Source organism: Myxococcus sp. NMCA1 (assembly GCF_026810205.1).
Taxonomy (GTDB): domain Bacteria; phylum Myxococcota; class Myxococcia; order Myxococcales; family Myxococcaceae; genus Myxococcus; species Myxococcus xanthus_A.
Map to the genome: position 1 here is coordinate 4,484,281 of NZ_CP113950.1, position 23,263 is coordinate 4,507,543.

14 protein-coding genes are annotated in these 23,263 nt (G+C 69.5%); 4 read left to right on the forward strand and 10 right to left on the reverse strand.

Translation table 11 applies throughout. The annotated features are described in order from the left end of the window. Position 1 precedes the first annotated feature (1 nt). On the forward strand, positions 2-1,141 hold the full coding sequence (locus OZ403_RS18855; protein WP_268784886.1) for a thioesterase domain-containing protein: 1,140 nt from the start codon (positions 2-4) through the stop codon (positions 1,139-1,141). A gap of 54 nt (positions 1,142-1,195) precedes the next feature. Here the strand turns inward: OZ403_RS18855 and OZ403_RS18860 are convergent, their stop codons facing one another. Beyond that, a complete protein-coding gene (locus OZ403_RS18860; RefSeq protein ID WP_268784763.1) occupies positions 1,196-2,533 on the reverse strand; it encodes an ELWxxDGT repeat protein in 1,338 nt (445 codons plus the stop codon). A gap of 328 nt (positions 2,534-2,861) precedes the next feature. Further along, complete coding sequence (locus OZ403_RS18865; protein WP_268784764.1) at positions 2,862-4,154, reverse strand: ELWxxDGT repeat protein; 1,293 nt, start codon at positions 4,152-4,154, stop codon at positions 2,862-2,864. A gap of 375 nt (positions 4,155-4,529) precedes the next feature. Between OZ403_RS18865 and OZ403_RS18870 the strand changes: the two genes are divergently transcribed. Further along, a complete protein-coding gene (locus tag OZ403_RS18870; RefSeq protein ID WP_268784765.1) occupies positions 4,530-6,452 on the forward strand; it encodes a membrane dipeptidase in 1,923 nt (640 codons plus the stop codon). A 165-nt stretch (positions 6,453-6,617) separates the two neighbouring features. After that, a complete protein-coding gene (locus tag OZ403_RS18875; RefSeq protein WP_268784766.1) occupies positions 6,618-7,433 on the forward strand; it encodes a siderophore-interacting protein in 816 nt (271 codons plus the stop codon). On the opposite strand, the gene mxcL is transcribed toward OZ403_RS18875, so the two are convergent. From mxcL to OZ403_RS18915, 8 genes are all read right to left on the reverse strand, one after another. Then, a complete protein-coding gene (gene mxcL, locus OZ403_RS18880; RefSeq protein ID WP_268784767.1) occupies positions 7,430-8,704 on the reverse strand; it encodes a myxochelin B biosynthesis transaminase MxcL in 1,275 nt (424 codons plus the stop codon). The two genes, OZ403_RS18875 and mxcL, sit on opposite strands and share 4 nt — an antisense overlap. Before the next feature lie 38 nt (positions 8,705-8,742). Next, positions 8,743-9,969 carry a myxochelin export MFS transporter MxcK gene (gene mxcK, locus OZ403_RS18885; RefSeq protein ID WP_161604893.1) on the reverse strand — a complete coding sequence of 409 codons (1,227 nt, stop codon included), beginning with the start codon at positions 9,967-9,969 and terminating at the stop codon, positions 8,743-8,745. 16 nt (positions 9,970-9,985) lie between these two features. Further along, positions 9,986-11,338, reverse strand: coding sequence for a class II 3-deoxy-7-phosphoheptulonate synthase (locus tag OZ403_RS18890; RefSeq protein ID WP_268784768.1), 1,353 nt, complete (start codon positions 11,336-11,338; stop codon positions 9,986-9,988). After that, positions 11,335-15,675 carry a myxochelin non-ribosomal peptide synthetase MxcG gene (mxcG, locus tag OZ403_RS18895; RefSeq protein ID WP_268784769.1) on the reverse strand — a complete coding sequence of 1,447 codons (4,341 nt, stop codon included), beginning with the start codon at positions 15,673-15,675 and terminating at the stop codon, positions 11,335-11,337. Before mxcG ends, OZ403_RS18890 begins: the two co-directional genes overlap by 4 nt. A gap of 60 nt (positions 15,676-15,735) precedes the next feature. After that, positions 15,736-16,635: an isochorismatase family protein gene (locus OZ403_RS18900; RefSeq protein WP_140798454.1), complete on the reverse strand. Its 900-nt coding sequence runs from the start codon at positions 16,633-16,635 to the stop codon at positions 15,736-15,738. A gap of 13 nt (positions 16,636-16,648) precedes the next feature. Continuing rightward, positions 16,649-18,295 (reverse strand): (2,3-dihydroxybenzoyl)adenylate synthase, encoded by a 1,647-nt coding sequence (locus OZ403_RS18905; protein WP_268784770.1) that lies wholly within the window; start codon positions 18,293-18,295, stop codon positions 16,649-16,651. Continuing rightward, positions 18,292-19,500 carry an isochorismate synthase DhbC gene (gene dhbC / locus OZ403_RS18910; protein ID WP_268784771.1) on the reverse strand — a complete coding sequence of 403 codons (1,209 nt, stop codon included), beginning with the start codon at positions 19,498-19,500 and terminating at the stop codon, positions 18,292-18,294. Before dhbC ends, OZ403_RS18905 begins: the two co-directional genes overlap by 4 nt. A gap of 138 nt (positions 19,501-19,638) precedes the next feature. After that, positions 19,639-20,412 (reverse strand): 2,3-dihydro-2,3-dihydroxybenzoate dehydrogenase, encoded by a 774-nt coding sequence (locus tag OZ403_RS18915; RefSeq protein ID WP_140854908.1) that lies wholly within the window; start codon positions 20,410-20,412, stop codon positions 19,639-19,641. A 363-nt stretch (positions 20,413-20,775) separates the two neighbouring features. Between OZ403_RS18915 and OZ403_RS18920 the strand changes: the two genes are divergently transcribed. Then, positions 20,776-23,163, forward strand: a complete 2,388-nt coding sequence (locus OZ403_RS18920; protein WP_268784772.1) for an ABC transporter permease — start codon at positions 20,776-20,778, stop codon at positions 23,161-23,163. Positions 23,164-23,263 lie beyond the last annotated feature (100 nt).

A 23,263-nucleotide genomic window follows, 5' to 3' on the forward strand; every position in this document is an offset into this window, starting at 1 on the left:
GATGGTGCTGGCCTCGCTGCCGCTGACGCCCAACGGCAAGGTGGACCGCAAGGCGCTCCCGGCGCCGGACGCCCTCCGTCAGGAGTCGACGCGGGCCTATGTGGCGCCTCGGGATGCGCTGGAGCTCCTGCTCGCGCGCATCTGGGAGGAGTTGCTGGGCACAGGCCCCATTGGCATCCACTCCGACTTCTTCGAGCTGGGTGGGCATTCGCTACTGGCCATGCGGATGGTGTCGCTCATCCGCGAGCGCCTGGGACGCAGCCTGCCCGTGGTTTCACTGTTCCAGGCGGGGACGCTGGCGGAGCTGGCCTCTCGGCTCCGGCAGGCACCCGGGCACGTGTCCCCGCTGGTGCCCATCCAGAGTGGCGGTTCGCAGCGGCCCGTCTTCTGCGTCCATCCCGTCAGTGGCAACGTCCTGCCGTACCTGGAACTGGCGCGGCGCCTGGGGCCTGACCAACCGTTCTACGCGTTCCAGGCCCCGGGCCTCGAAGGCGAGCGGGCTCCGCTGGGGACCGTGGAGGCGATGGCCGCCACCTATGTGGAGGCCATGCGCGGCGTCCAGGCCAGCGGGCCATACCGGCTGGCGGGGTGGTCCTTGGGAGGTGTGGTGGCCTTCGAGATGGCGCGGCAGTTGGAACAGCAGGGGGAGCAGGTGGAGCAGCTGACGCTCATTGACGCCTACGCCTTCGATCAGCGGCCAGTGGAACCCGTGGGCGCGGAGTGGATTGCCGCCCGGTTCGTGGAGTTCACGGGTCAGCTCCTGGGCCTGCCCGTCTCGGAGTTGATGGCGGACGCGCATCCCGCGGATGAGGCTTCGCTGCTGGGCCGCCTGTTGGCGCTGGGGCGGCGCACCGGCGTTCTGGCTCAGGGCGTTGGATCCGAACAACTCCACGCGCTGTACCGTGTCTACGAGAGCAACCTCCGCGCCCTCTGGGATTATCAACCGGGACGCTACGGTGGCCGCGTCACGCTGCTGCGCGCGAGCGAGACGCACGTACCCACGGGCACGGATGGCGGCTGGGGAGCGCTGGCGGCAGGAGGGGTGGAGGTGCACGAACTCTCCGGTGACCACCACTCCATCCTCAGGGCTCCAGCGGTTGACGTGCTCGCGGAGACGATGGCGCTGAAGTCGTCCCCGTAGACGTCCACCGTTCGCAGGTGATGAGGCAGACACGCTCATCACCTGCGCTGGATGTCACTTCCTGTCCGGAGGAACGGGCAGCACCCAGATCTCCCGCCCGTGCACCGCATCCTTAGCGGTGAAGTAGATGAAGTCGCCCGCGCGGAGCAGGTCCTGCGGATAGGAGGATGCGGGCCCGGGGAGGATGTCCTGGAGCAGCCGGGTGCCTCCTGGTTGTCCGTTGCTCACCCACAGCTCGTGGCCGTGGGCCGTGTCGTAGGCGTAGAGGACGACTCGGCCGTCATCCGTGGGAACGGGCGTGGGCACTCGCAGGTCCGGGGAGACGATGAGCGGTTGATACAGCAGCTTCGTGCCCTGCGTGGTGCCATCCGTCCTCCACAGCTGGACATCGAACGGGGCGGGACTCCCGTTATCATAGAAGAGCGTGAAGTAGAGCTTTGGCTCGGTTGCCGTGAACGAGGACACGAAGATGAAGAACTCGCGCGGTGAGTTCGCGTACGGGTTGGGGATGGTCGCGACACGGTTCGAGCGCGGGTGGCAAGTCGGGTCTGGATCCAGCTTGCGGAGTTCGGTCGCCGTGTAGCCAGGGGTGAACGTCGCGAAGTAGAGGCGCTTCTTGAAGACGGTGATGGGCTGCGCCTCCGAACCCTCGGGTCCAGGCCGGGTGTCCTCGACGAGCTCCGTGCCCCGGGCCGTGCCGTCACTGCGCCACAGTTCGCGTCCGTGCTCGCCGTCGTTGGCGGAGAAGTAGAGAATGCCCGCCGCGGCAGTCAGATTCCGCGGAAACGACGACCCCGTGCCCGGGAGGATGTCTTTCACCAGGCGGGTTCCCGCGGAGGTGCCGTCGCTGACCCACAACTCCGTGCCCGTCTCAGGCATGCCGAGACTCATGAAGAGGCGGTTGCCCACGCTCGCCACGTCCAGGGGACCGTTCACGGCCTCCTCTGGACCCAGGTTCTTCACGCGCACCGTGCCCGCGGAGGTGCCGTTGCTGCGCCAGAGCTCCACGTTGCCGGAGGCGATGATGGCCGGGCGGACCACCCGGAAGAAGAAGAGGGTGTCACCCACCGCGATGAAGTTCTCCAGGATGGTGTAGCCGGAATCCGGGCGGAGGTTCTTGATCAGACGCGTGCCAGCGGTCGTGCCATCGCTCACCCACAGCTCGGCGCCGTGCTCCTCGCTGAAGCCCCCCGTGAAGAAGAGCTTCTTGTCCACCACCGTCAGCCGTCCGGGCGGGTCCACCAGGTGCTTCACCGGCACGGTGCTCGCGGTCGTTCCTTCGCTGCGCCACAGGGCGCCCTTGCCTGCCTCGAAGTCAAAAGCGGAGAAGAAGAGCCGACCCCGGAAGGACGTCAGGTCCGTGGGCGTGGGGCCGCCGAATGGGCCAGGCACCGGGTCCTCGGGCGGCGGGTAGATGTCCTTCAGGAGAGAAGCCGGGCCGAGCTCGGGATGCCTGTTTTCCCATTGAGCCGAGACCGTCTCGGGTGCGTCAGTGCCCGAGAGTGATTCCTCCGTGAGGGATTCCCCGCATCCCATTGCCAACAAACAGACTCCCACCAACAAACGCCATGCACGCATGAATGTTCCCCCTCGATCTCGGGTGGCCGGCCCCTCGCCATCGGTATGCGTGGCGAAGCGCCACCGCCAGGGGGCGTCCTCGATTACGCGCGGCACCTGTTCACCAAAGCCAGACGGGGGCGAACGCCATCTCCGTGCGGGCTCAGGGTTTCGTCTGAATGCACTCGTTGGCGGGACGGAAGGGCAGGGCGTAGAGCTCGCGCCCGCTGGCTACGTCCTCGGCGGTGAAGAACACGTCCCAGCCGGAGCGGATGAAGGCGCGTGGGTCTCGCGCTGTCCCCGCGTCGAGCTTCCGGGTGCTGGACACAGTGCCGTTGCTCACCCAGGGCTCCGCGCCCTGCCCCGTCGTCGCGCCGAAGAAGAGCCAGCCCTGGATGGCAGTCAGTTCGGTGGGAGATGCGCCCTCCGTCCCGGGCACCAGGTCCGCGAAGAGCTTCGTTCCTTTCGACGTGCCATCGCTCACCCACAGCTCGCGGCCGTGCCGGCCGTCATCCGCCGCGAAGTAGAGGTGGTCTCCGAGCACGGTCAGGGACGCCGGCGCCGAGCCCTCCGCTCCAGGCCGGAGGTCCTTCACCCGCCGCGTGCCGGACACCGTGCCGTTGCTGACCCACAGTTCCTCGCCCTCCGGCGCGTCCGAGCCCGCGCTGAAATAGAGCCGGCCCTGGAACGCCACCAGGTCGTGCGGGTACCGGCCCGGAAAGAAGCGCAGGCGGCGTGTGCCCTCCGCCATGCCGTCAGTGACGTAGAGCGTGGCCTCGCCTTCGTCGGGGTCCACCAGGAAGAAGAGCCTTTCGCCCACGGACTTCATGCGGAAGATGACAGTGTCCTCGAAGACCTTGAGGAGGGGCGTGAAGGCCGCTCCGCCTTCGCTGCGCACGAGCCAGTTCTCTTCGCCCACGCTGATGACGAAGTAGAGCGAGCCGTCGTGAATGGCGAAGCGGCGAGGGAAGGAACTGTCCTCGCCTGGGACGAGGTCCGCGACCTCATGGGTGCCGGCGTCCGTGCCATCGCTGGTCCACAGCTCGTTGCCGTGCGCGCCACCCGGCGCGGCGGCGGAGAAGTAGAGCCGGCCCTGGTACGCGACCAGCGTCTGCCCATCTCCCAGACTGGCGCCAATGGGAAGCACGCGCTTCACCAGGGACGTACCTTCGGACGTGCCGTCGCTGGTCCACAGGGCGCGGCCATTCACGCCATCGTCCGCGATGAAGAAGAGCCGGTCTCCCACGCGTGTGAGGTCGGTGGGATTGGAGCCCTCCGGTCCCGGCGCGATGTCCCGGAGCAGCCGGGTTCCTTCGCCCTGCGTGCCGCTGCTCGTCCACAGCTCGGCGCCGTGTTGACCGTCATCCGCGGTGAAGAAGAGCAAGGCATCACCGTGAAGGCGTTCCTGGATGGCTGCGTCTTCGGGGCCGGGGTGGGTGTCCGCGAGCCTGCGCACGCTGTTCCCGCAGGGCTCCCATGTTCGGTGGTCCGCGGGCCGCCGTGCGGACGCTTCATCGGATGATGGGAGTGTGTCGTCCACCGGTGGTGCCTCACAGGCAGCCAGAAGGGGCAGCAGTACCGGGAACGCACGCCAGGACTTCGTCATCAGCGGCTCCGTGAGGTCGAGACCATCTTGGAGCGTCAATCTGTGAATGGTGGGGGCTTGCCCCACCTGCCCACGGGCCCTGAACGCCGTTTGTAACGTGACGCTTCACACCGGTGTGACACCTGTCCGTTTCACTTCCCAAGAAAAAGTTGGAAACATTGAAAAACAGGACACACTCCTGGTACTCCGAGAGCACCTCCCCGCGGTACCGGAAAGGTGCACTGTATGCAGCGATGTATCGGATCAGCCCCACGGCGTTTCCTGTCCCTCTCCCTCATGTCCGTCATGGCGCTGAGCCAGGGGTGCCAACCCACGGATGAAGACTTGCTTGTCGAGGAGTCCGCGACGGGCGAAGTCGCACAGCCCGTTTCGGTTCCGGGCTTCGCGGAGATGCACCACCACATGTTCGCCGAGGAGGCGTTCAGCGGTGGTTGGTTCCACGGCAAGCACAACGGCTCCCTGGTGAGCTGTGACGGTGGCTTGCCGGAGAGCGACCACGCGCGCGTTCGCATGGACCTGAGCTCCATGCTCAACGTGTGCCCCAACGCGGGCGGAATCAATCTGAGCGGCGTGCCGGTGCTGTCGCAGATGTTCGGGGTGGGCGGCGCGGTGGCGTCGGAAATCATCGGCGAGGTCGAAGGGACGGAGGGCGACACCGGTCTCCACCTGGGCCGGATGAGCGTGCCCACGCAGTGGCCGCGCTGGGACACCATCGCGCATCAGCAGGCCTGGGAGGGCTGGCTGCAGCAGGCGCATCAGGGGGGCATGTCCCTGGTCACCATCTCCCTGGTGAGCAACGAGTTCCTCTGCAGGGCGTTGCCGTACCAGAACATCAAGCGTCCATGTGACGAGATGGTGGACGTGGACGTGCAGTTGCAGATGGCGCGTGACTTCGACGCTCGCACGCCGTGGGCGGAGATCGCGCTATCGCCGGCGCACGCGCGGCAGATCATCGCCTCCGGCAAGCTGGCCATGGTGCTCTCCATCGAGTCGAGCAAGCTGTTCGGCACCAAGAACTGGCAGTCCGAGCTCAACCGCGTCTACTCGCTGGGCGTGCGCTCCATCCAGCCGGTGCACCAGCTGGACAACCGTTTCGGCGGCGCGGCGCCCCACAACGCCATCTTCCAGGTCTCGCAGTTCCTGGAGAACTGCCACGTGGACACCGACTGCGCCCTCACGGGCAACGGCTTCACGCTGGGCTTCGACGTGGACGCGAACTGCAAGAACACCAAGGGCCTGACGACCGAGGGCCGGGCGCTGGTCGCCGAGATGATGAACAAGGGCATGCTCGTCGACGTGGCGCACATGTCCGAGCGCTCCGTGGACGACACGTTCGCCATCGCCCAGAGCCGCAACTACTACCCCATGTACATCTCCCACGGTCACTTCCGTGAGGTGATGCACCCGGGGCTCGCCGCCAACGAGAAGACGACGCCCGCGTCCATCATCCGCTACCTGCGCCAGACGGGCGGCATGTTCGGCCTGCGCACCGCGCACGACGAGACGCGCGACTACACCCGCACGCCGGTCGCCAACAACTGCCAGGGCTCCACGCGCTCGCTGGCGCAGGCCTACGAGTTCGGCCGCCTGGGCCTCAAGGTGAACATGGGCTTCGGCGCGGACCTCAACGGCTTCATCCAGCAGACCCGTCCTCGGTTCGGCCCCCACGGCGCCTGCTCGGCCGGCTTCGCCGCGGAGGCGGCGTTCCAGGCCCAGCAGCAGCTCTCCGCTGGCCCGCCGCCGCTGGGCACGGACTTCGACAACTACGGCCTGGCCCACGTGGGCCTGCTGCCGGACGTGGTGCGTGACCTGAAGCAGCTCGGCGTCAACACCACGGGCCTGGAGGGCTCGTCCGAGACGTTCATCCACATGTGGGAGCGGGCCACCGGTACGCGCACCGGCATGGCGGACAGCGCGGCGAACATCGACACCAGCGGTGTGGCGGCCTACGTGCCGAAGGAGACCCGCGCGGCCCAGTATCCGACCAGCTCCACCTGCTCCAACGACAGCCACTGCGCCAGCACCCAGTACTGCGGCTGGGGGCTCAACGCCGGCAAGTGTCAGAACAAGAAGGCCAAGGGCGCCATCTGCGGCAGCGCCCGGGAGTGTCTGTCCAACAACTGCCGCTGGACCCTGACCTGCGGCTGAGGTCGTTTCCTGGCAGGTGAGCGGGGCGTATCCGCCGACACGCCAGTCGTCCCCGCGGCTGGCCGCTCGCTGAGCGGCGGCCACCGCGGGGCTCCTTCATTCGTTGCCCGACTGGGGGCTTCATGGTATCGAAAATGATAGTCAATATCGATACCTGGAGCATTCGTGACGACGACGACTGAGCGTGTCTATCGGCGGGGACCGTTCCCCGTGAAGTTCCGCCTCTTGGAGGTGAAGCGGGTGACGCGGGTGACGCCGCAGATGGTCCGCATCACCCTGGCGGGCGAGGACCTGGAGGGCTTCTACAGCCCTGGCGCGGACGACCACGTGAAGTTGCTGTTCCCGGAGGAGGGCAAGCGCATGCCTGTCATCCCCACGGTGACGCCCACGGGGTTGGTGCTGAAGGAAGGCGAGCGCAAGCCGGACGCGCGTGACTACACGCCGCGCCGGTACGACGCCGCGGCGGGCGAGCTGGACATCGACTTCGTGGTGCACGGCACGGGGCCCGCGACGACGTGGGCCAGCAAGGCGCAGGTCGGTGACCTGCTGGCCGTGGGTGGACCGCGCGGCTCCACGTTCGTGGCGCAGGACTTCAGCTGGTACCTGCTCGCGGGCGACCCGTCGGCGCTGCCCGCCATTGGCCGCATCCTGGAGGAGCTGCCGGAGGGGACGCGCGCCATCGTGTTCTGCGAAGTCCCGGATGCGTCCGAGGAGCAGCAGTTCACCACCCGCGCCAACGCGACAGTGACGTGGATTCACCGCAACGGCGTGGAGGCGGGGCACTCGGACGTGCTGCAGCAGGCCATCCGGGGGCTGGAGTTCCCCGCGGGGGACTACTTCGCCTGGGTGGCGGGTGAGGCGCACACCGTGCGCCCCATCAAGGACCACCTCATCAACGAGCGTGGCGCCAACAAGAGCTGGGTCCGGGTGACGGGCTATTGGAAGCGCGGCACCTCGGACCACCACGACGCGAAGGGCTAGGCCGCCGCCGGCTTCGCGAGGGAGCGGAGCACTTCGCCCGTCATCTCGATGGCGTAGTCAATCTGCTCCTCCGTGTGCGCCGTGCTGAGGAAGGTGACGTCGCGGCGCAGCAGGATGCCCCGGCGGGCCATGCCCGCCTGGAAGGGCTGCATCTGCTTCGCGTGCTCCGCCGGGTCCTTGGCGAACAGGAAGAAGGGAATCGCGTCGTAGCCAATCACGCGCAGCGACGAACCCGCGGCCTGCGCCTGGGCGTTGACGCCCTCGCGCAGCTTGCGGCCCAGGCGGGCCAGGTGCTGGATGTAGGCGCCATCCCGGTAGCCCTTCAGCACCGCCTCGCACACGTACAGCGACAGCAGCTCACCGCCGAAGGTGGTGGACACCTGGAGCTCGCTCAGGCGGCTCAGGTACTTCTCTGGCCCGGCGATGGCCGACAGCGGCATGCCGCCAGCGATGCTCTTGGACAGCGTGACGAAGTCCGCGCGGACGTCGAAGAACTCCTGGGCGCCGCCCAGGGCGAGCCGGAAGCCGGTGACGACCTCGTCCAGGGCGAACAGGACGTTGTTCGCGGTGCACGTGGCGCGCACCTGCCGCAGGAAGGCCGGGGTGAGGGGCCGGTTGTAGGGCACCGACAGCAACACCAGGGCGAGCTCGCTGGCGTTCTTCTCGATGGTGGCCAGCAGGGCCGGCTCGTCCGGGGGCGTGAAGAGCGGCATCCGGATGGTCAGCGCCGCCAGCGCGGCCGGGACGCCCGGCGTGTCGAACATGAAGTGGTCGTGCCAGCCGTTGTAGCCGACGGTGATGATCTTCTGCTTGCCGGTGATGTGGCGCGCCAGGCGCACGGCGGCGGACGTGGCATCCGCGCCCGTCTTGAAGAAGCGCGCCATCTCCGCGCCGGGGATGAGGTCCACCAGCGTCTGGGCGGCGGAGACCTCCACGGGCGTGGGCAGCGAGTGGAGGACACCTTCCTCCAGGTGCTCCCGGATGGCGTTCACCACGGCCGGGTCATTGTGGCCCAGCATGTTGGCGCCCAGGCCGCCGATGAAGTCGATGTACTCCTGGCCGTCCACGTCCTCCACCAGCGCGCCCTTGCCCTTGGCCAGGAACACGGGGAAGGCGCCGAGCGCGAACATCTCCGGGCGCTTCATCATGGACTGCGTGACGCCGGGGACCAGCCGCCGCGCTTCGGCGAGGAGCTGGTTGGAACGGTCGAGCTTCAGCTCGCCCTGGATGGGACGAGGCAGGGAAGGGTGCTTCTTGACGGGAGTGTCCATGGACGTTTCCTTCTGTGTGTCGAGACGGAGACTGCGATTCATCGAGGCGTGGGCGCCGCGTTGAGCGGGACGGCGCTACGGCCAAAGGTCCAGAGGATGAAGAGCGAGACGGTGGTGACGCCCACGGCGAGCCATCCGGCCAGCCCGAAGCCCACCAGCTCACCGCCAGGCGTGGTGGCCAGCATCAGGCCGCTGGCCCACGCCGCGAGCCCGGAGGCGCCGTCACTGGCGGCCATGTTCATGGCCATGTATCGCCCGCGCAGCGGTGGCGGCACCTTCGCGGAGATCAACGCGATGGTGGGGATGGGCCGCGTGGACGTCAGGGACATGAAGAGGACGAAGGCGACCATCACCACCGGCAGCGGAGAGGCGGGAAGGTGTGTGAAGCCCAGGTGCGGCACCATGGTGCCCACCAGCAGCAGCCCGAGCACCCGGGCGGGGCCGAACCGGTCCACCCAGCGGCCCACCTGACGCGCCGCGAGCAGCGTGGCGGCGCCGCCAGCCAGGTACACCCAGGGCAGGTCGGTCTGCTTCAGCCCGAGGTTCCCGACCATGAACGCGCTCAGGTACGGAATCAGCAAGAAGCTGGAGAAGGCGACGCTGAACGTCAGCAGCCAGCCCAGCGCGAAGCCCGGCGTGAAGAGCGCCGTGACGGCAGGCGCCTGACGCTCCGAACCCGTGGCGACGTGCGCATCCAGCCGCGGAAGCACGGCGAACAGCCCGAACCACAGGAGCGCCCCCAGGATGCCAATGGCCCAGAAGGGCGCGCGCCAGCCGAGCAGGTTGGCCATGCCCAGGCTCAGCGGAACACCCGCCACCGCGGACAGCCCGAGCGATGACATCACCGTGCCAATGGCCCGGCCCCGGCGCTCACCGGGGATGGTGTCCGCGATGATGGACATGATGACCGCGCCCATGAGGCCCGCGCATCCTCCAGCGATGCTCCGGGCCACCAGCAGCCACGCGTGGCTCTGCGCCGCGCCGCAGGCCAGCGTGGCCGTGATGAACCCCCCCAGGATGACCAGCAACGTGCTTCTGCGGCCAAACCTGTCGACCCACGCGAGCCCCAGCACGCCCATGGCGGCGGAAGCCAACGTGTAGGAGGACACCAACGTTCCGAACTGCGCGGCTGACAGACTGAACAGCCGCATGAACTCCGGACCCAACGGCAGGACGATCATGAAGTCCAGCAGGTGGGTGAACTGCACGCCCGCCAGCAGCAGGATGAGCAGACGCTCCTGTCGCGGTGAGAACGAGGCGGTCACGAAAGGCTCCTGCGATTCAGGCCGCACGGGCTTCGTGCGTGCGAAGGGACGGCATGGATTCGGCGACCAGGAAGGCCAACTGAAGGGCCTGGTCCGCGTTGAGCCGCGGATCGCAGTGGGTGTGGTAGCGGCTGGAGAGGTCGTCTTCCGTCACGGGCTGGGGACCGCCCAGGCATTCGGTGACGTTCTGCCCGGTCATCTCCAGGTGCAGGCCACCCGGGTGGACGCCCTCCGCTGCGGCCGCGTCCATGAAGCCACACACCTCCGTGAGGATGCGGTCGAAGGAGCGCGTCTTGTAGCCATTGCCGGCCTTGTGGGTGTTGCCATGCATCGGGTCGATGGACCAGATGACGGGACGCCCATCCCTGCGGGTGGCGGCCATGAGCCGGGGCAGCCGCTCCGCGACTAGGTCCGCGCCGAAGCGTCCGATGAGGGTGATGCGGCCCGGGATGCCCTGGGGGTTGAGGAGGTCCATCAGCCGGAGCACTTCGTCGGGCTCCATGGTGGGGCCACACTTGATGCCAATGGGGTTCTGGATGCCGCGCATGAACTCCACGTGGCCACCGTCGAGCTGGCGGGTGCGCTCGCCAATCCACAGCATGTGCGCGGACGCGTCGTACCAGCCGCCGCCGTCGGGCTCGGCGCGCGTCATGGCCTCCTCCACGTTGAGGAGCAGGGCTTCGTGGCTGGTGAAGAAGTCGATGGCATTGGAGCTGCTGCGAGGCTCCGGGCTGACTCCCAGCGCCCGCATGAACGACAGGGATTCGAGGATGCGGTCCGCCAGCAAGCGGTTGATGCCGCCTTGGGGCCAGCGCTGGGGCTCGGCGAGCTCCTCGTAGCCGCGCTGGGCGAAGGCGCGCAGCAGGTTCAGCGTGGCGGAGGACTGGTGATAGGCCTTGAGCAGCCGGCGCGGGTCTGGCGTTCGCGCTTGGGCGTCGAACTCCATGCCGTTGATGATGTCCCCGCGGTAGCTGGGCAGGGTGACGCCGTCCAGCGTCTCCATGGGGCTGGAGCGCGGCTTGGCGAACTGCCCGGCGATGCGGCCCACCTTCACCACCGGACGGTTGCCGGCGAAGGTCAGCACCATGGCCATCTGCAGCAGCAGCCGGTAGGTGTCTCGGATGTTGTCGGTGGTGAACTCCTTGAAGCTCTCCGCGCAGTCGCCGCCTTGCAGCAGGATGGCTTTGCCTTCGGCGACCATGGCGAGCCGGGAGGTGAGCCGGCGCGTCTCATCCGCGAAGACGAGTGGAGGCAGGCGGGACAGCTCGGCCTCGGTCTGGGCCAGGGCCTGCGCGTCCGGATAGTCCTCCGGCATGTACTTGACGGGCTTGTGCCGCCAGGAGTCTGGCGTCCAGGTGGGGTTCGTCACGGGAGTGCCGTTTCGGTTGGCAGGCGGGTTGCGGGCACGGGCGGCAGCAGGCCCCGCGCAATGCAGTAATCGAGGTATCGGTACAGCAGCGCACGGTCCGTGGGCGGGCAGGTGATGCCCGTTCCCTCGAGCGCTTGATGGACCCGCTCACAACGGATGGGGCCCAGACCAAACGCGGGCACGTCCGTGCCCGAGCGCAGGTCGAAAAAGGCGAGCGTGGATTGGTTCTCCCCGGTGCCAGCGCGCTCGGCCACGCGGTTGCGCCACTCACCCACGGGGCAGTGTTCCACGGGGTAGCCATAGTCACGGACCCACGCGAACAGCTCACGGAGCTTCACCTCGGGCGTGGGACACAGGTTGAACACCGTGGGTGGGCGGGCGTCGCGTGCCATGCGGACAATGGCTCCCGCCACGTAGTCCACGGGCGTCCACACCTCGGCGACGTCGAGCTGGGGCAGCGCGCCCACGGGGATGCCGGCCAGCAGGATGCGCCACACCAGGTCCTGCGGGTTGACGATGGCGCTGTCGGGCGCACCCACCACGCGGCCCAGCCGGTACACGGCCACGGGAAGGCCGCGCGCTCCGGCCTGTTCGACGAGCCGCTCGGCAATCCACTTGCTCTGCTGGTAGCCGTCGCGCAGGCCCGGGTGCGCGGGCACGAAGGCCTCCGGGACGTCGGGGCTGAGGTCCGTCTGCGGCGCCACGGCCAGAGTGGAGACGTAGTGGAAGGGCTTGGCGCGGACCGCGGCGGCCAGGCGCAGCAGCTCGCGGGTACCCCGCACATTCACGGCCTGGAGGCTGCCGTATTCGCGCACCACGCTGACCACGGCGGCGTTGTGGATGACGGCGTCACACTCCGAGGCCAGCCCGTGGAAGCGCGCCTGACTCAGGCCCAGCCAGGGCTGGGTGAGGTCCGAGGGCAGCGCCACCACGCGCTCCGTCAGGTGTTCGGGGGAGAGCTGCTGGGACGCCAGCGCGGCCTGGATGCGCTCCAGGGCGTGAGCCTCGTCGCGAGCGCGGACCAGACACACCACGCGCGCGTCCGTCTGGCGCAGGAGTTGGTGGAGCAGGTGCGCCCCGACGAAGCCGGTGGCGCCGGTGAGGACGACTTGACGCAGCCGTGGAGATTCGGCGGCCTGCACCGTGAGCTTGGGGACGATGTCCTCGGACAGCACGGCGTCGGCGAGCATGCGCTCGGTGAGGCCCCCGGCGTCAGAGGCGCCGTCGGTGCCTTGCTCCAGTGCCTGGGCCAGTCCGGCCGCCGTCGGGTAGCGGAAGACGGTGGCGACGGGAATATCGCGGCCCAGCTCGATGCTGAGCCGGTTGGCGACCTGGATGCTCTGGAGCGACTGGCCGCCCAGGTCGAAGAAGTCATCCTGCGCGGACGTCGTCGTCACGCCCAGTACCTCTTCCCAGACCTTCATCACCACGCGCTCCAGGGCCGTGGTGCCCGCCGTCGTGGTCGCGACCTCCTCGGTGGGCAGCAGGCGGCGCAGCTCGGCGCGGTCCAGCTTGCCGGTGCTGGTGCGTGGCAGCCGCTCCGCGAACACGAACGTGCCGGGCACCATGGGGGCAGGCAGGCTGTCCATCAGGTGCTGCCGCAGCTCCGCCACGGTGGGCGCGGGCTGCGTGGTGACGACGTGCGCGCACAGCCGGCGCGAGCCGCTGGGGAGCACCTGTCCGACGACGGCCGCCTCGCGCACGCACGGGTGGCCGAGCAGCGCCGTTTCGACCTCGGACGGGTCGATGCGGTGGCCGCTGATCTTGAACTCGTCGTCGACGCGGCCCACGAAGACAATCTGGCCGTCCTCGCGCAGCCGGGCCTTGTCACCCGTGCGGTAGGCGCGGGGGCTTCCCGGCAGGGCGTCGAGCGTGATGAAGCGCGTGGCCGTCAGCGCCTCGCGGCCCAGGTAGCCCCGGGCGAGCGCGCCGCCCAGCAGGTGGAGTTCGCCTTCCTCACCCGTGGGGACGATGCGGCCCTGCGCGTCGGCAATCACCGCGCGCACGCCCGGCAGGGGGCGGCCAATGGGCACGTCGTCCCCGGTGGGCGTCTCGTCGAGGCCACCGCTGAGCGTGGCGACGGTGGCCACCACGGTGGCCTCGGTGGGGCCGTAGGTGTTGAGCAGCCGGACCTGGGGACCTGCGGAGGCCCGCCAGCGGGCGACGCGCTCGGGCAGCGCGGCCTCACCGCCGATGACGACGGTGCGCAGCGAGGGCGGCAGCCGGGCCGCGCCCGTGGACACGCTGTAAGCCAGCTCGTGCCAGAAGGCCGTGGGCAGGTCCAGCAGGGTGATGCCATGGGTGGCGCAGGCTTCGAGCAGCCGGGGCACCGACTGGAGCATCTCGTCCGTGCGCAGCACCAGCGTGGCGCCGGCGCACAGGGAGACGAAGATCTCCTCCACGCTGGCATCGAAGTGCAGTGGCGCGAACTGCAGCACCCGGTCTTCGGACGTCACCTCGTAGCGGAACGTCGCGCCCGCCACGAAGTGGGCCAGGGCGTCGTGGTCAATCTGCACGCCGTTGGGCTGGCCGGTGGAGCCGGAGGTGTAGATGACGTACGCCAGCGGCGCACCCGGCTGGGGCGCCGTGGCCGGCTGCTCCGGGCCGGGGCGCCTGTGCACCGCGAGCTGCCCGGGTGCCTGCGGAGGCATGCCGGCCGTGAGGTCCTTCACGGCGCTGCTCACTGTCAGGCGTGGCGCGGCGTCATCCAGGATGGCCTTCGTCCGGGACTCGGGACCAAAGGGGTCCACGGGGAGGTATCCCGCGCCGGAGAAGAGGACACCCAGCGTGGCCACGATGGCGTCGATGCTCCGCGGCAGGGAGACGGCCACCAGCGTGTCGGGCCGCGCGCCGTCAGCCCGCAGCTGCTCCGCGAGCGCCTGGGCGGACTGGAGCAGGGCCGCGTAGGTGAGGCGGTGCTCGCCATGCTCCACCGCGACGGCATCCGGCCGCGCACGCGCCTGCTCCTTGAAGAGCTTTAGCACGGGCCGTTGCGGAATCGGCAGGGGACCGCCATCCGCGATGGAGGGCCGCGCGGGGGCAGGAGCCACCCGCACGGCCTGCTCGGGCGCGGCCAACAGTGACTCCAGCAGTTGGAGGAAGCCACGCTGGTGGGCGTCCAGGACGTCGGGGCTGTAGCAGGCGGGGTTCGCGTCGAAGTCCACGCGCAGTCCGCTGCCGTCGGAGCGGGCGTACATGCCGATGGACAGGTCCTCGACGGGGCCCGCGGAGAGGTTGTGGGCGAAGGCCGGCATCCCCGCGAAGCGCAGGGCGTAGTCGAACGGCATGATGTTGACCACGGGGCCGAAGAGCCGCCGCTGGCCGCCCACGCGCTTCAAGTCGCGGCGAAGCTGCTCGTAGCGGTAGCGCAGGTGCGGCCGCATGGCGCGCAGCTCCGCCGCTACGTCGCGGGCCATGGCGAACAAGCCCGCGTCGGGCCGCACCGGGACGCGCAGCGGCACGATGTTCATGGCCATGCACGGCACGCGGATTGCGGCTGAGCCCAGGCGCGTCATCACTGGCAGACCCAGCACGACTTCGGGCGCACCCGTGTGCTGGTGCAGCCAGGCCGCCGTCGCCGCGAGCACCAGGTCCGGCCACGTGAGCCCGGCCTGCTTCGCGGCGGCCTGCATCCGCTCCAGGTCCGCGGGCGACAGGTGCCGCGTCTGGCGCACGAACCGCGGCGACATTTGCGCGGGCTCCGCGAGCGTCACTGGCGTAGGCCCATGGGTGAAGCGCTCCACCCAGAAGGCGCGGTCCGCGGCGTGCTGCGCGCCCCCCTGGTAGGCGGCGTCCTCATCGAGGACGGCACGGAGGGAGCCGAACCCGTTCGTTGCGGGCTTGCCCGTCACCCGGGCCGTGTAGAGGTCCGCCACGCGGCGGGCCACCAGCGAGAAGCCGAAGCCGTCCAAGGCGATGTGGTGGGCCCGCTGGAACCAGAAGTAACGGTCCGGCGCCGCCTTGAACAGCGCTTCCGCGAACAGCGGGCCCTGACCCAGGTCCACCGTGCGCGTCAGGTCCTCGTGCATCCAGGCCTGGGCCTCGGTCCAGGGGGCGGGCGTGTGGCTGACGTCGGCGACGTGCAACTGCCACGACGCGCGGGGCTGCACGAACTGCACGGGGCCAGAGGCACCGGGGACGAAGCGCGCGTGGAGCGCCTCCGCCTCGTCGATGGCCTGACGCAAGGCGGACTCGAAGTGCTCCACGACGAGCGGCCCGCGGATCTCGATGCACTCGCCCGCGTTGTAGACGGCGCTCGTGAGGTCGAACTGCTGGCCGACCCAGATTCCATGCTGGGCCGCGGACAGCGGCCAACCTGCTTCGTGTGTTTCGCCCATCGCCAGGGCCTCCCGTGTGTTCATGCGTCAGGGGCGCGAGGTGACTCGCGCACCGCGGAGCTACGCGGCGTTCCGGGAAGCGGGCGTGTTGCCCAGGGAGAGCAGCGTGAACCAGTCGGCGAGCGTCGGCCGTTCGGCCAGCTCCACGAAGGTTGTCTCCGCGCCAGCGGCCCGCCATTTCTCCACCAGCGTCATCAGCCGGATGGAGTCCATTCCGCGATCGAGCAGGTTGTCGTCGTCCCCCAGCGCCTCCGGCGACTCCTGGAGCAGCTCCGCCACTTCCGCGCGCACCTGCTCGCGGGTGAGCGTGCTGGCCGTGGCGACGGGGCCCAGCGCTTCGAGCACCTGCTGCGTGGTGGTGGTGACGGCGCACAGTTGGGCCGCGTAGCTCAGCGCGAGCTGGTGGTGCGCCAGGGAGAAGTCACCCAGCGCGTCGGCAATCAGGAAGGGCCGCACGTCGCTCATGAAGGCGTCGCTGGCCGTCTGCAGGCAGCCGATGTGCGCGTAGATTCCGGAGATGAGGATCTGATCGCGGCCCAGCTTCTTCATCTGCTCCATCAGGTCCGTCTTGCGGAACGCGCTGTAGCGCCACTTGGTGAGCTGGATTTCGCCTTCGGCGGGCGTCAGCGCGTCGATGATGCGCTTCTGGTCCGGTCCGCCGTTGATGCCGCCGCCCCAGAAGTCCAGCAACAGGCCGCGCTGCTCGGGCGTCTGGCCACCCGGCTGGGCCGAGTACACGACGGGGATGCCCAGCGCCGTGCAGTGCTGGCGCAGCCTTTGGATGTTGGCGACCAGCTCCGTCACGGGCGACTGGCCCTGCGCGAAGGCCTCCACGAAGTAGCGCTGCATGTCGTGGATGAGCAGCACGGTGCGGCTGGGGTCCGGCGTCCAGGTGACCTTGTTCTTCGGCAGGTCGGCGGCGCCGGGCATGGGATAGGGAGCGATGGCGGGGAGCGCCATGGGGTGGGTCCTTTCAGCGCGTCGCGCGCGAAACCGGAGTGGGGGAGGGAGCGCTGGCGAGCACGTCGCGCAGCGCCTTCTTGCTGACCTTGCCGACGCCCGTCTTGGGGAACGCCTCGACGAACTCGACCCGGTCGGGAATCTTGAAGGCGGCCAGGCCCCGCTGGCGCAGGAAGGCCGTGAGGACGTTGGGCGCGGGCGGCGTGCCTCGCGCGATGACGAAGGCGCAGGTGCGCTCGCCCAGGAACGCGTCCGGAACGGCGACCACCGCGGCGTCGTGCACGTCGGGGTGGGCCAGCAGGTGGTTCTCCACCTCCTCGGCCGCGACCTTGTCTCCGCCCCGGTTGATCTGATCCTTGGCGCGGCCCTCCACCACCAGGTAGCCCTGGGGCGTCACGCGGACCACGTCACCGGTGTGATAGAAGCCGTCGTTAGTGAAGGCCTTCGCGTTGTGGGCCTCCGCCTTGTAGTAGCCGCGGATGGTGTACGGCCCGCGCGTCAACAACTGGCCCGTTTCGCCCGGCGCCACGTCTTCGCCGTCCTCGTCCACCACCCGGATTTCGTCGTCCGGGGAGATGGGCCGGCCCTGGGTGCTGACGATGACCTCCTCGGGGTCATCCAGGCGCGTGTAGTTGACCAGGCCCTCGGCCATGCCGAACACCTGCTGCAACGTGCAGCCCAACGTGGGCTTCACGCGCTGGGCCGCCTCGGTGCTGAGGCGCGCGCCACCGACCTGGAGCACCCGCAGACTGGCGAGCTGGTGCCGGCGCGTCTTGGCCGCGTCCATCCAGACCATGGCCAGCGGCGGCACCACCGCGGTGATGGTGACGCGCTCGCGCTCGATGAGCGGGAACACTGTGTCCGGGCTGGGGTTGGGCGCCAGCACCGCCGTGCCGCCCGCGTAGAAGGTGCCCAGCACGCCCGGCGAGCTGAGCGGAAAGTTGTGCGCCGCGGGCAGCGCGCACAGGTACACGCTCGTCTCGTCGAGCTGGCAGATGTCTACGCTGCCGCGCAGGCTGTAGATGTAGTCGTCGTGCGTGCGCGGGATGAGCTTGGGCACGCCCGTGCTTCCGCCGGAGAGCTGGAAGAAGGCCACGTCGCTGGGCGCGGGCCCCGGCGGCAGCGCCGTGGGCGCGGCGTACAGGCTGCTCAGCGCCGTGAAGGGGCCCGCGTCACCGGCGACGATGACGTGCTTCAGCGTGGGGCAGGTGGTGCGCACCTGCTCGGCCAGCGTTCGGTAGTCGAAGCCGGCCTGCTTGTCCGCGATGACGTAGGCCGCCGCCTCCGTGAAGGCGCAGAAGTAGCCAATCTCCGACGAGCGGTGCGCGGGCAGCGCGAACACCGGCAGCGCGCCCAGGCGGAAGAGGGCGAAGATGACCTCGAAGAACTCGGCCACGTTGGGCAGCTGCACCACCACGCGGTCCCGGGCCTGGATGCCCAGGGCATGGAAGCCGGCGGCCAGCTGGCTGACGCGGGCGTCCAGGTTGGCGTAGGTGAGGCGGCGCTCTCCGGCCACCAGCGCGGTCCGCTCGCCGTGACGCTGGGCGCGCTCGTGGAGGAGCTGGCCGAACGTCTCGCCGCGCCAGTAGCCGGCCTCGCGGTAGCGGGCGGCGTACGCCTCCGGCCAGGTGGGGCAGCCGGGGAGGGCGGGGGACGTCATGACTGCACCCCGGCACCGTGGCCCAGGCCCATGGCGTGGAGCATGGTGCGGAACTTGGCCTCGGTCTCCGCCAGCTCGGACTCGGGCGTGGAGCCCACCACGATGCCCGCGCCCGCGAAGATGCGCAGGGTGCGCTCACTGGCCTCCGCGCAGCGGATGGTCACCGCCCACTGTCCATCACCCGTGGCGTCGCACCAGCCCACCGTGCCGGTGTAGTAGCCGCGCTCGAAGGGCTCGATGGAGCCAATCGCCTCGTGCGCCAGCCGCGTGGGGTAGCCACACACCGCGGGCGTCGGGTGCATGGCCGCCGCCAGCGTCAGCGAGGAGATGGAAGGGTCGGCCAGCTCACCGGTGATGCGGCTGGACAGGTGCCACATGGTGGCGGTGTTCACGAGCGACGGACCGGCGGGCACGTTCAGCGTCTTGCAGTACGGCCGCAGCGCCTCCGCGACGGCGTCGATGACCACCGCGTGCTCGTGCAGGTCCTTGGGCGACTTCAGCAGCGCGGCGGCGCGCTCTTGGTCCTCCAGAGGGTCCGCGCTGCGGGCCGCGGAGCCGGCCAGGGGATTAGCGACCACCTGGAAGCCGGAGCGGGACACGAGCAGCTCGGGGCTGGCGCCAATGAGCGTGCGAAGTCCCACGTCGCTGGTCCCGTCCTGCTGGGGGAGGTCGGCGGCGAAGGTGTAGCCCGACGGGTTGCGCTGCGCGAGGTTGCGCAGCAACTGCCGCAGGTCGATGGGGGCGGCGGCGTTGAGGTGCAGCGAACGCGACAGCACCACCTTCTGGAGCGGCCCGCGCTGCATCAGCTTCAGCGCCTGCGCGACGCCGTTCAGGTACGCGGCGGGCTCCGGCACCGGCTGGACGGTGTAGCTGGCGCTGAGCGGCCGCTGCACCGGAACGTCCTTGTCGAACAACAGGGGCCCCGCGCGCTGGAGCGTCAGCGGCACCACGAGCTGCGCGGGCACCGAGCCGTCGAAGGGCACCGCGCCCACCGCCACGGGGATGTCGTGGTCGGCCTGACGCGCGTCATTCAGCACCGCCGTCACGCGCTCGGGGAGCCGCGCCAGGGCATCCGCGCCGCCCTGGTGCGGCACGGTGGCGAAGGTGCCGCGCGCCAGCAACGTGCGGCGCGGCGTGGAGAAGAAGAACGAAGAGCCAGCCTCGTAGCTCTCGAGCAACTGCGCGGCGAGTGTCTGCGGTCCCATGGGGTGTTCCTGTTCCTTCGGCTCAGCGGGCGTCGTGCACAGGGCGCCACAGGGCGGCGCCTCGGCGGCAGGTTATGAATTGGATCCTAGTAATCATTCTCAACTTCTTGGCGGGCGTGGGCCTGCGCGAGGGCGGGGTCAGGCGTCGAGCGTCGCGCCCCCGTCGACGCGGAGGTCGTGCAGGGTGATGTGGCGTGCCGCGTCCGAGACGAGGAACCGCACCGCGTTGGCGATGTCCTCGGGGGTGGCGATGCGTTGCAGCGGGATGCCCAGGCGATAGGCCTCGGGCGAGCCGGCAATCACCGCCTGTGCGCCGGAGTCATCCGCCCAGAGCGCGCGCTGCATGGCGGTGTCCGTGGAACCGGGGGACACGACGTTGCATCGGATGCCGTGCGGGGCCAGCTCCAGGCCCAGGCACTTGGTGAACATGCTGGAGGCTGCCTTGGAGGCGGCGTACGCGGCCATCTGCGTGCGGGGCACGGCGGCGGCGTTGGAGCCCACGGTGACGATGACGCCGCCGCGCCGGGGCACCATGCGCCGGGCCACGGCGCGGGACACCTGGAACACGCCCAGGGTGTTGACGGAGAAGGTGAACGCCCAGTCCTCGTCGCTGTAGGACAGGATGGGGCCCGTGCGCAGGACGCCCGCCACGTTGGCCAGCACTTCGATGGGGCCCAGCTCCCGTTCGATGCGCTCCACCAGAGCGTCGACCGCGGCGACATTGCTCACACTGGCCGGGTAGGCCACCGCGTGCTGATTCTTCTGCCGAAGCTCGGCCACGAGGGAGCCCAGGCCGTCCGCGTTGGTGTCGACCGCGGCGATGAGGGCATCACCCGCCAGCGCACGCGCCACCGCCGCGCCAATACCTTGTGCGGCACCTGTGACGAGTGCCACCCGGGTGGGCGTTCCCATGTCCCTGTTCCTCCTTCTGGATGCCTGCGCCCGCTTGTTGGGCTTGTAATTGGATAATGAGAATGATTTTCATTATCGAGTCGGCGCAGATATGTGCCACGCAGCGCCAGGGGTGTCAAGAAGGGAAGTAAGGGATTGCCGGTAACGCATATTGCAATGGCCACCCGGTCGGGCTGTCACGCATCGGGTTCCATCGCGGAGCCATGCTTCTTTTGGCCGCGTTGGAAGAGGTCCGGGCTCTTGTCCGATGATGGGATTTCGCGTGCCACAGGCGAACGCGAATCACGCCCCAGCCGGGTGTGCCAAGGGCCGTGTCAGGCGCGACGTTTGATGGCGTTGGAGTTGCAGCGGAGTCTGGCCTTCATGTCCCAGCTTCTTCAGGACGTTCGATTGTCCCTGCGTCGCATGCGGCGCGAGGCCGCCTTCACGCTGGTCATCATCACCACGCTCGCGCTGGCCATTGGCGCCACCACCGCCGTCTTCAGCGCGGTGTACCAGGTGCTGCTGCGGCCGTTGCCGTACCGGGCGCCGGAGCAACTGGTGACGCTGTACCAGTCGACGCCCCAGCGCGAGCGGCTGGGCGTGTCGCTGCAGTCACTCCAGGCATGGCGCGAGCGTGCGTTCGCGTTCCAGGGATTGGAGGGGCTGTCGATCCGCGACATCACCTTGGCGGGTGACGGTGAGTTGGAGCGGGTGCGCGCGGGGCGGGCAACAGCGGGTTTGTTCTCGCTCCTGGGCGTGCGGCCCTTGCTAGGGCAGGACTTCCACGCGGACATGAACGCCAATGGCCTGCTCCTGTCGCATGCGCTGTGGCAGCGGCGCTTCGGTGGCCGCCCGGACGTGGTGGGACAGACGCTGATGGTGGATGACCAGCTCCACACGGTGGTGGGGGTGTTGCCCGCGGGCTTCCGCTTCGCACCGGACGTGGAGGCGTGGAAGCCGTTGGTCTTGTCCGCGGAGGAGTCGGCCGGAGGGGTGTGGCTGCGCGTGGTGGGGCGGCTGCGCGAAGGCGTGTCCGCGGAGCAGGCACGTACGGAGCTGACGGTCCTGGGCGCCGCGCTGGTGCGCGAGCCGGGCTTCACGGAGGAGCCCGCCGGAGTGCGGCTGGTGCCCTTGCACACGCAGGTGGTGGAAGGCTCCCAGGAGCGGCTGTGGCTCCTGGCCGGTGTGGTGGCGCTCGTGCTGTTGGTGGCCTGCGCCAACGTGGCCAACCTGTTGCTGGCCCGGGCTTCCGCGCGGGCGCGCGAGGTGTCGGTGCGCGCCGCCCTGGGCGCGGGCCGAGGGCGGCTGGTGCGGCAGTTCCTGGTGGAGAGTGGGATGTTGGCGCTCGTGGGAGGCTCCGCCGGGCTGGTCCTGGCGATGTGGGGCATGGATCTGCTGCGCGCGCTCATGCCACCTCAGTTCGTGGACGCCGAGGCCCTTCGCCTGCAGCCGAATGTCCTGGGCATCGCGCTGGTTCTCTCGGTGGTGACCAGCCTGCTCTTCGGCCTGGTCCCCGCGCTGCGGGTGTCGCGCGCGGATGCGCGGGGCGCGCTGGGCGGGCTGCGAGGCGGCGCGGGGGCCACGCGGGGCGAAGGCGGGCGCGTGGTGCTGGTGGTCGCGCAGGTGGCCCTGGCACTGATTCCGCTGGTGGGCGCGGGCCTGATGCTTCGCACCGTCCATGCCTTGAGCTCGGTGCCGCTGGGCTTCAATCCCCAGGGCGTCACGGTGGTTGACCTCTCCCTTCCGTCGGCGAAGTACCGGGATGAGGCCGTCCAACGGGCCCTCTTCTCCAGCGTGTTGGAGCGGGTGCGCGCGCTTCCAGGCGTGACGTCCGCGGGCATGTCCAGCACGGTGCCATTGTGGGGACGCAATGGCCTGGCTCCCGTGCTGCTGCCGGGCGAGCCGGCATCACAGGCGGACTCCCGGGAGTTGGTCCACTTCCGCACCACCAGCGACGGCTACTTCAACACCCTGGGCATTCCGCTGAAGGAAGGGCGCACTATCGAAGCCTGGGATGGGGCGGGCACCGCGCCGGTGGTCGTGGTGAACGAGACGTTCGCCCGACGCTACTTCCCCGGTCGGAGCGCGGTAGGGCAGCGCGTGCAACTGGTGCTCGACGGTGAGTCCTTCCGCGAAATCGTGGGCGTGGTGGGGGACGTCCAGCACAACAGCCTGGATGCGCCCCCGGCCAGCGAGGCCTTCGTCCCCATGGGACAGCTCTGGGGACTGCACATGCTGCTCACCGTGCGTGCCTCGCAGGACGCCGCCGCGCTGGCCCCGGTACTGCGCGATCAGCTTCGCGCCGTGGCCCCCGAGCTCCCGAGAGCCCCGGTGCGCTCCCTGGAATCGGTCGTGGACGCCAGCCTGGGCCACACGAAGGTGCTGGGTTCGCTGCTGGTGGCCCTGGCGGTGCTGGGGCTGGTGCTCGCGGGCGTGGGGCTCTACGGCGTGTTGTCCTATTCGGTCAGTCAGCGAACGCGCGAGCTGGGCATCCGCATGGCATTGGGCGCGACCGGGCAACATCTGGTGTGGCGCGTGGTGGGGCAGGGGCTTCGGATGGCCGTGGCCGGCGTCGTCCTGGGCATTGGCGGCGCCGCCGTGCTCGCGCGCAGCCTGTCCAGTGTCCTGTATGGCGTGAGCGCGTTCGACGTCGTCACCTTCGCGGCCGTGCCCGCGCTGCTCGCCGCAGTGGCGTTGCTGGCCAGCTGGCTGCCCGCGCGCCGCGTCACCCGCGTGCCTCCGCACGAGGCGCTGCGTTCGGACGACTGAGCCGGGTGCTTTGCTCAGGTGATGGCCTCGCGAGGCACGGGGACCATTGCCTGGCGTATCCCTACGACGAAGGTGTCTCCAAGGCGCCGGTGGATGTCTA

What these genes read in the sequence shown, in the direction of transcription:
- OZ403_RS18855 (WP_268784886.1), top strand. Translation starts at nt 2, where the DNA reads ATGGTGCTGGCCTCGCTGCCGCTGACGCCCAACGGCAAGGTGGACCGC.
- OZ403_RS18870 (WP_268784765.1), top strand. Translation starts at nt 4,530, where the DNA reads ATGCAGCGATGTATCGGATCAGCCCCACGGCGTTTCCTGTCCCTCTCC.
- mxcL (WP_268784767.1), bottom strand. Translation starts at nt 8,704, where the DNA reads ATGGACACTCCCGTCAAGAAGCACCCTTCCCTGCCTCGTCCCATCCAG.
- mxcG (WP_268784769.1), bottom strand. Translation starts at nt 15,675, where the DNA reads ATGGGCGAAACACACGAAGCAGGTTGGCCGCTGTCCGCGGCCCAGCAT.
- OZ403_RS18900 (WP_140798454.1), bottom strand. Translation starts at nt 16,635, where the DNA reads ATGGCGCTCCCCGCCATCGCTCCCTATCCCATGCCCGGCGCCGCCGAC.
- OZ403_RS18905 (WP_268784770.1), bottom strand. Translation starts at nt 18,295, where the DNA reads ATGACGTCCCCCGCCCTCCCCGGCTGCCCCACCTGGCCGGAGGCGTAC.
- dhbC (WP_268784771.1), bottom strand. Translation starts at nt 19,500, where the DNA reads ATGGGACCGCAGACACTCGCCGCGCAGTTGCTCGAGAGCTACGAGGCT.
- OZ403_RS18915 (WP_140854908.1), bottom strand. Translation starts at nt 20,412, where the DNA reads ATGGGAACGCCCACCCGGGTGGCACTCGTCACAGGTGCCGCACAAGGT.
- OZ403_RS18920 (WP_268784772.1), top strand. Translation starts at nt 20,776, where the DNA reads ATGTCCCAGCTTCTTCAGGACGTTCGATTGTCCCTGCGTCGCATGCGG.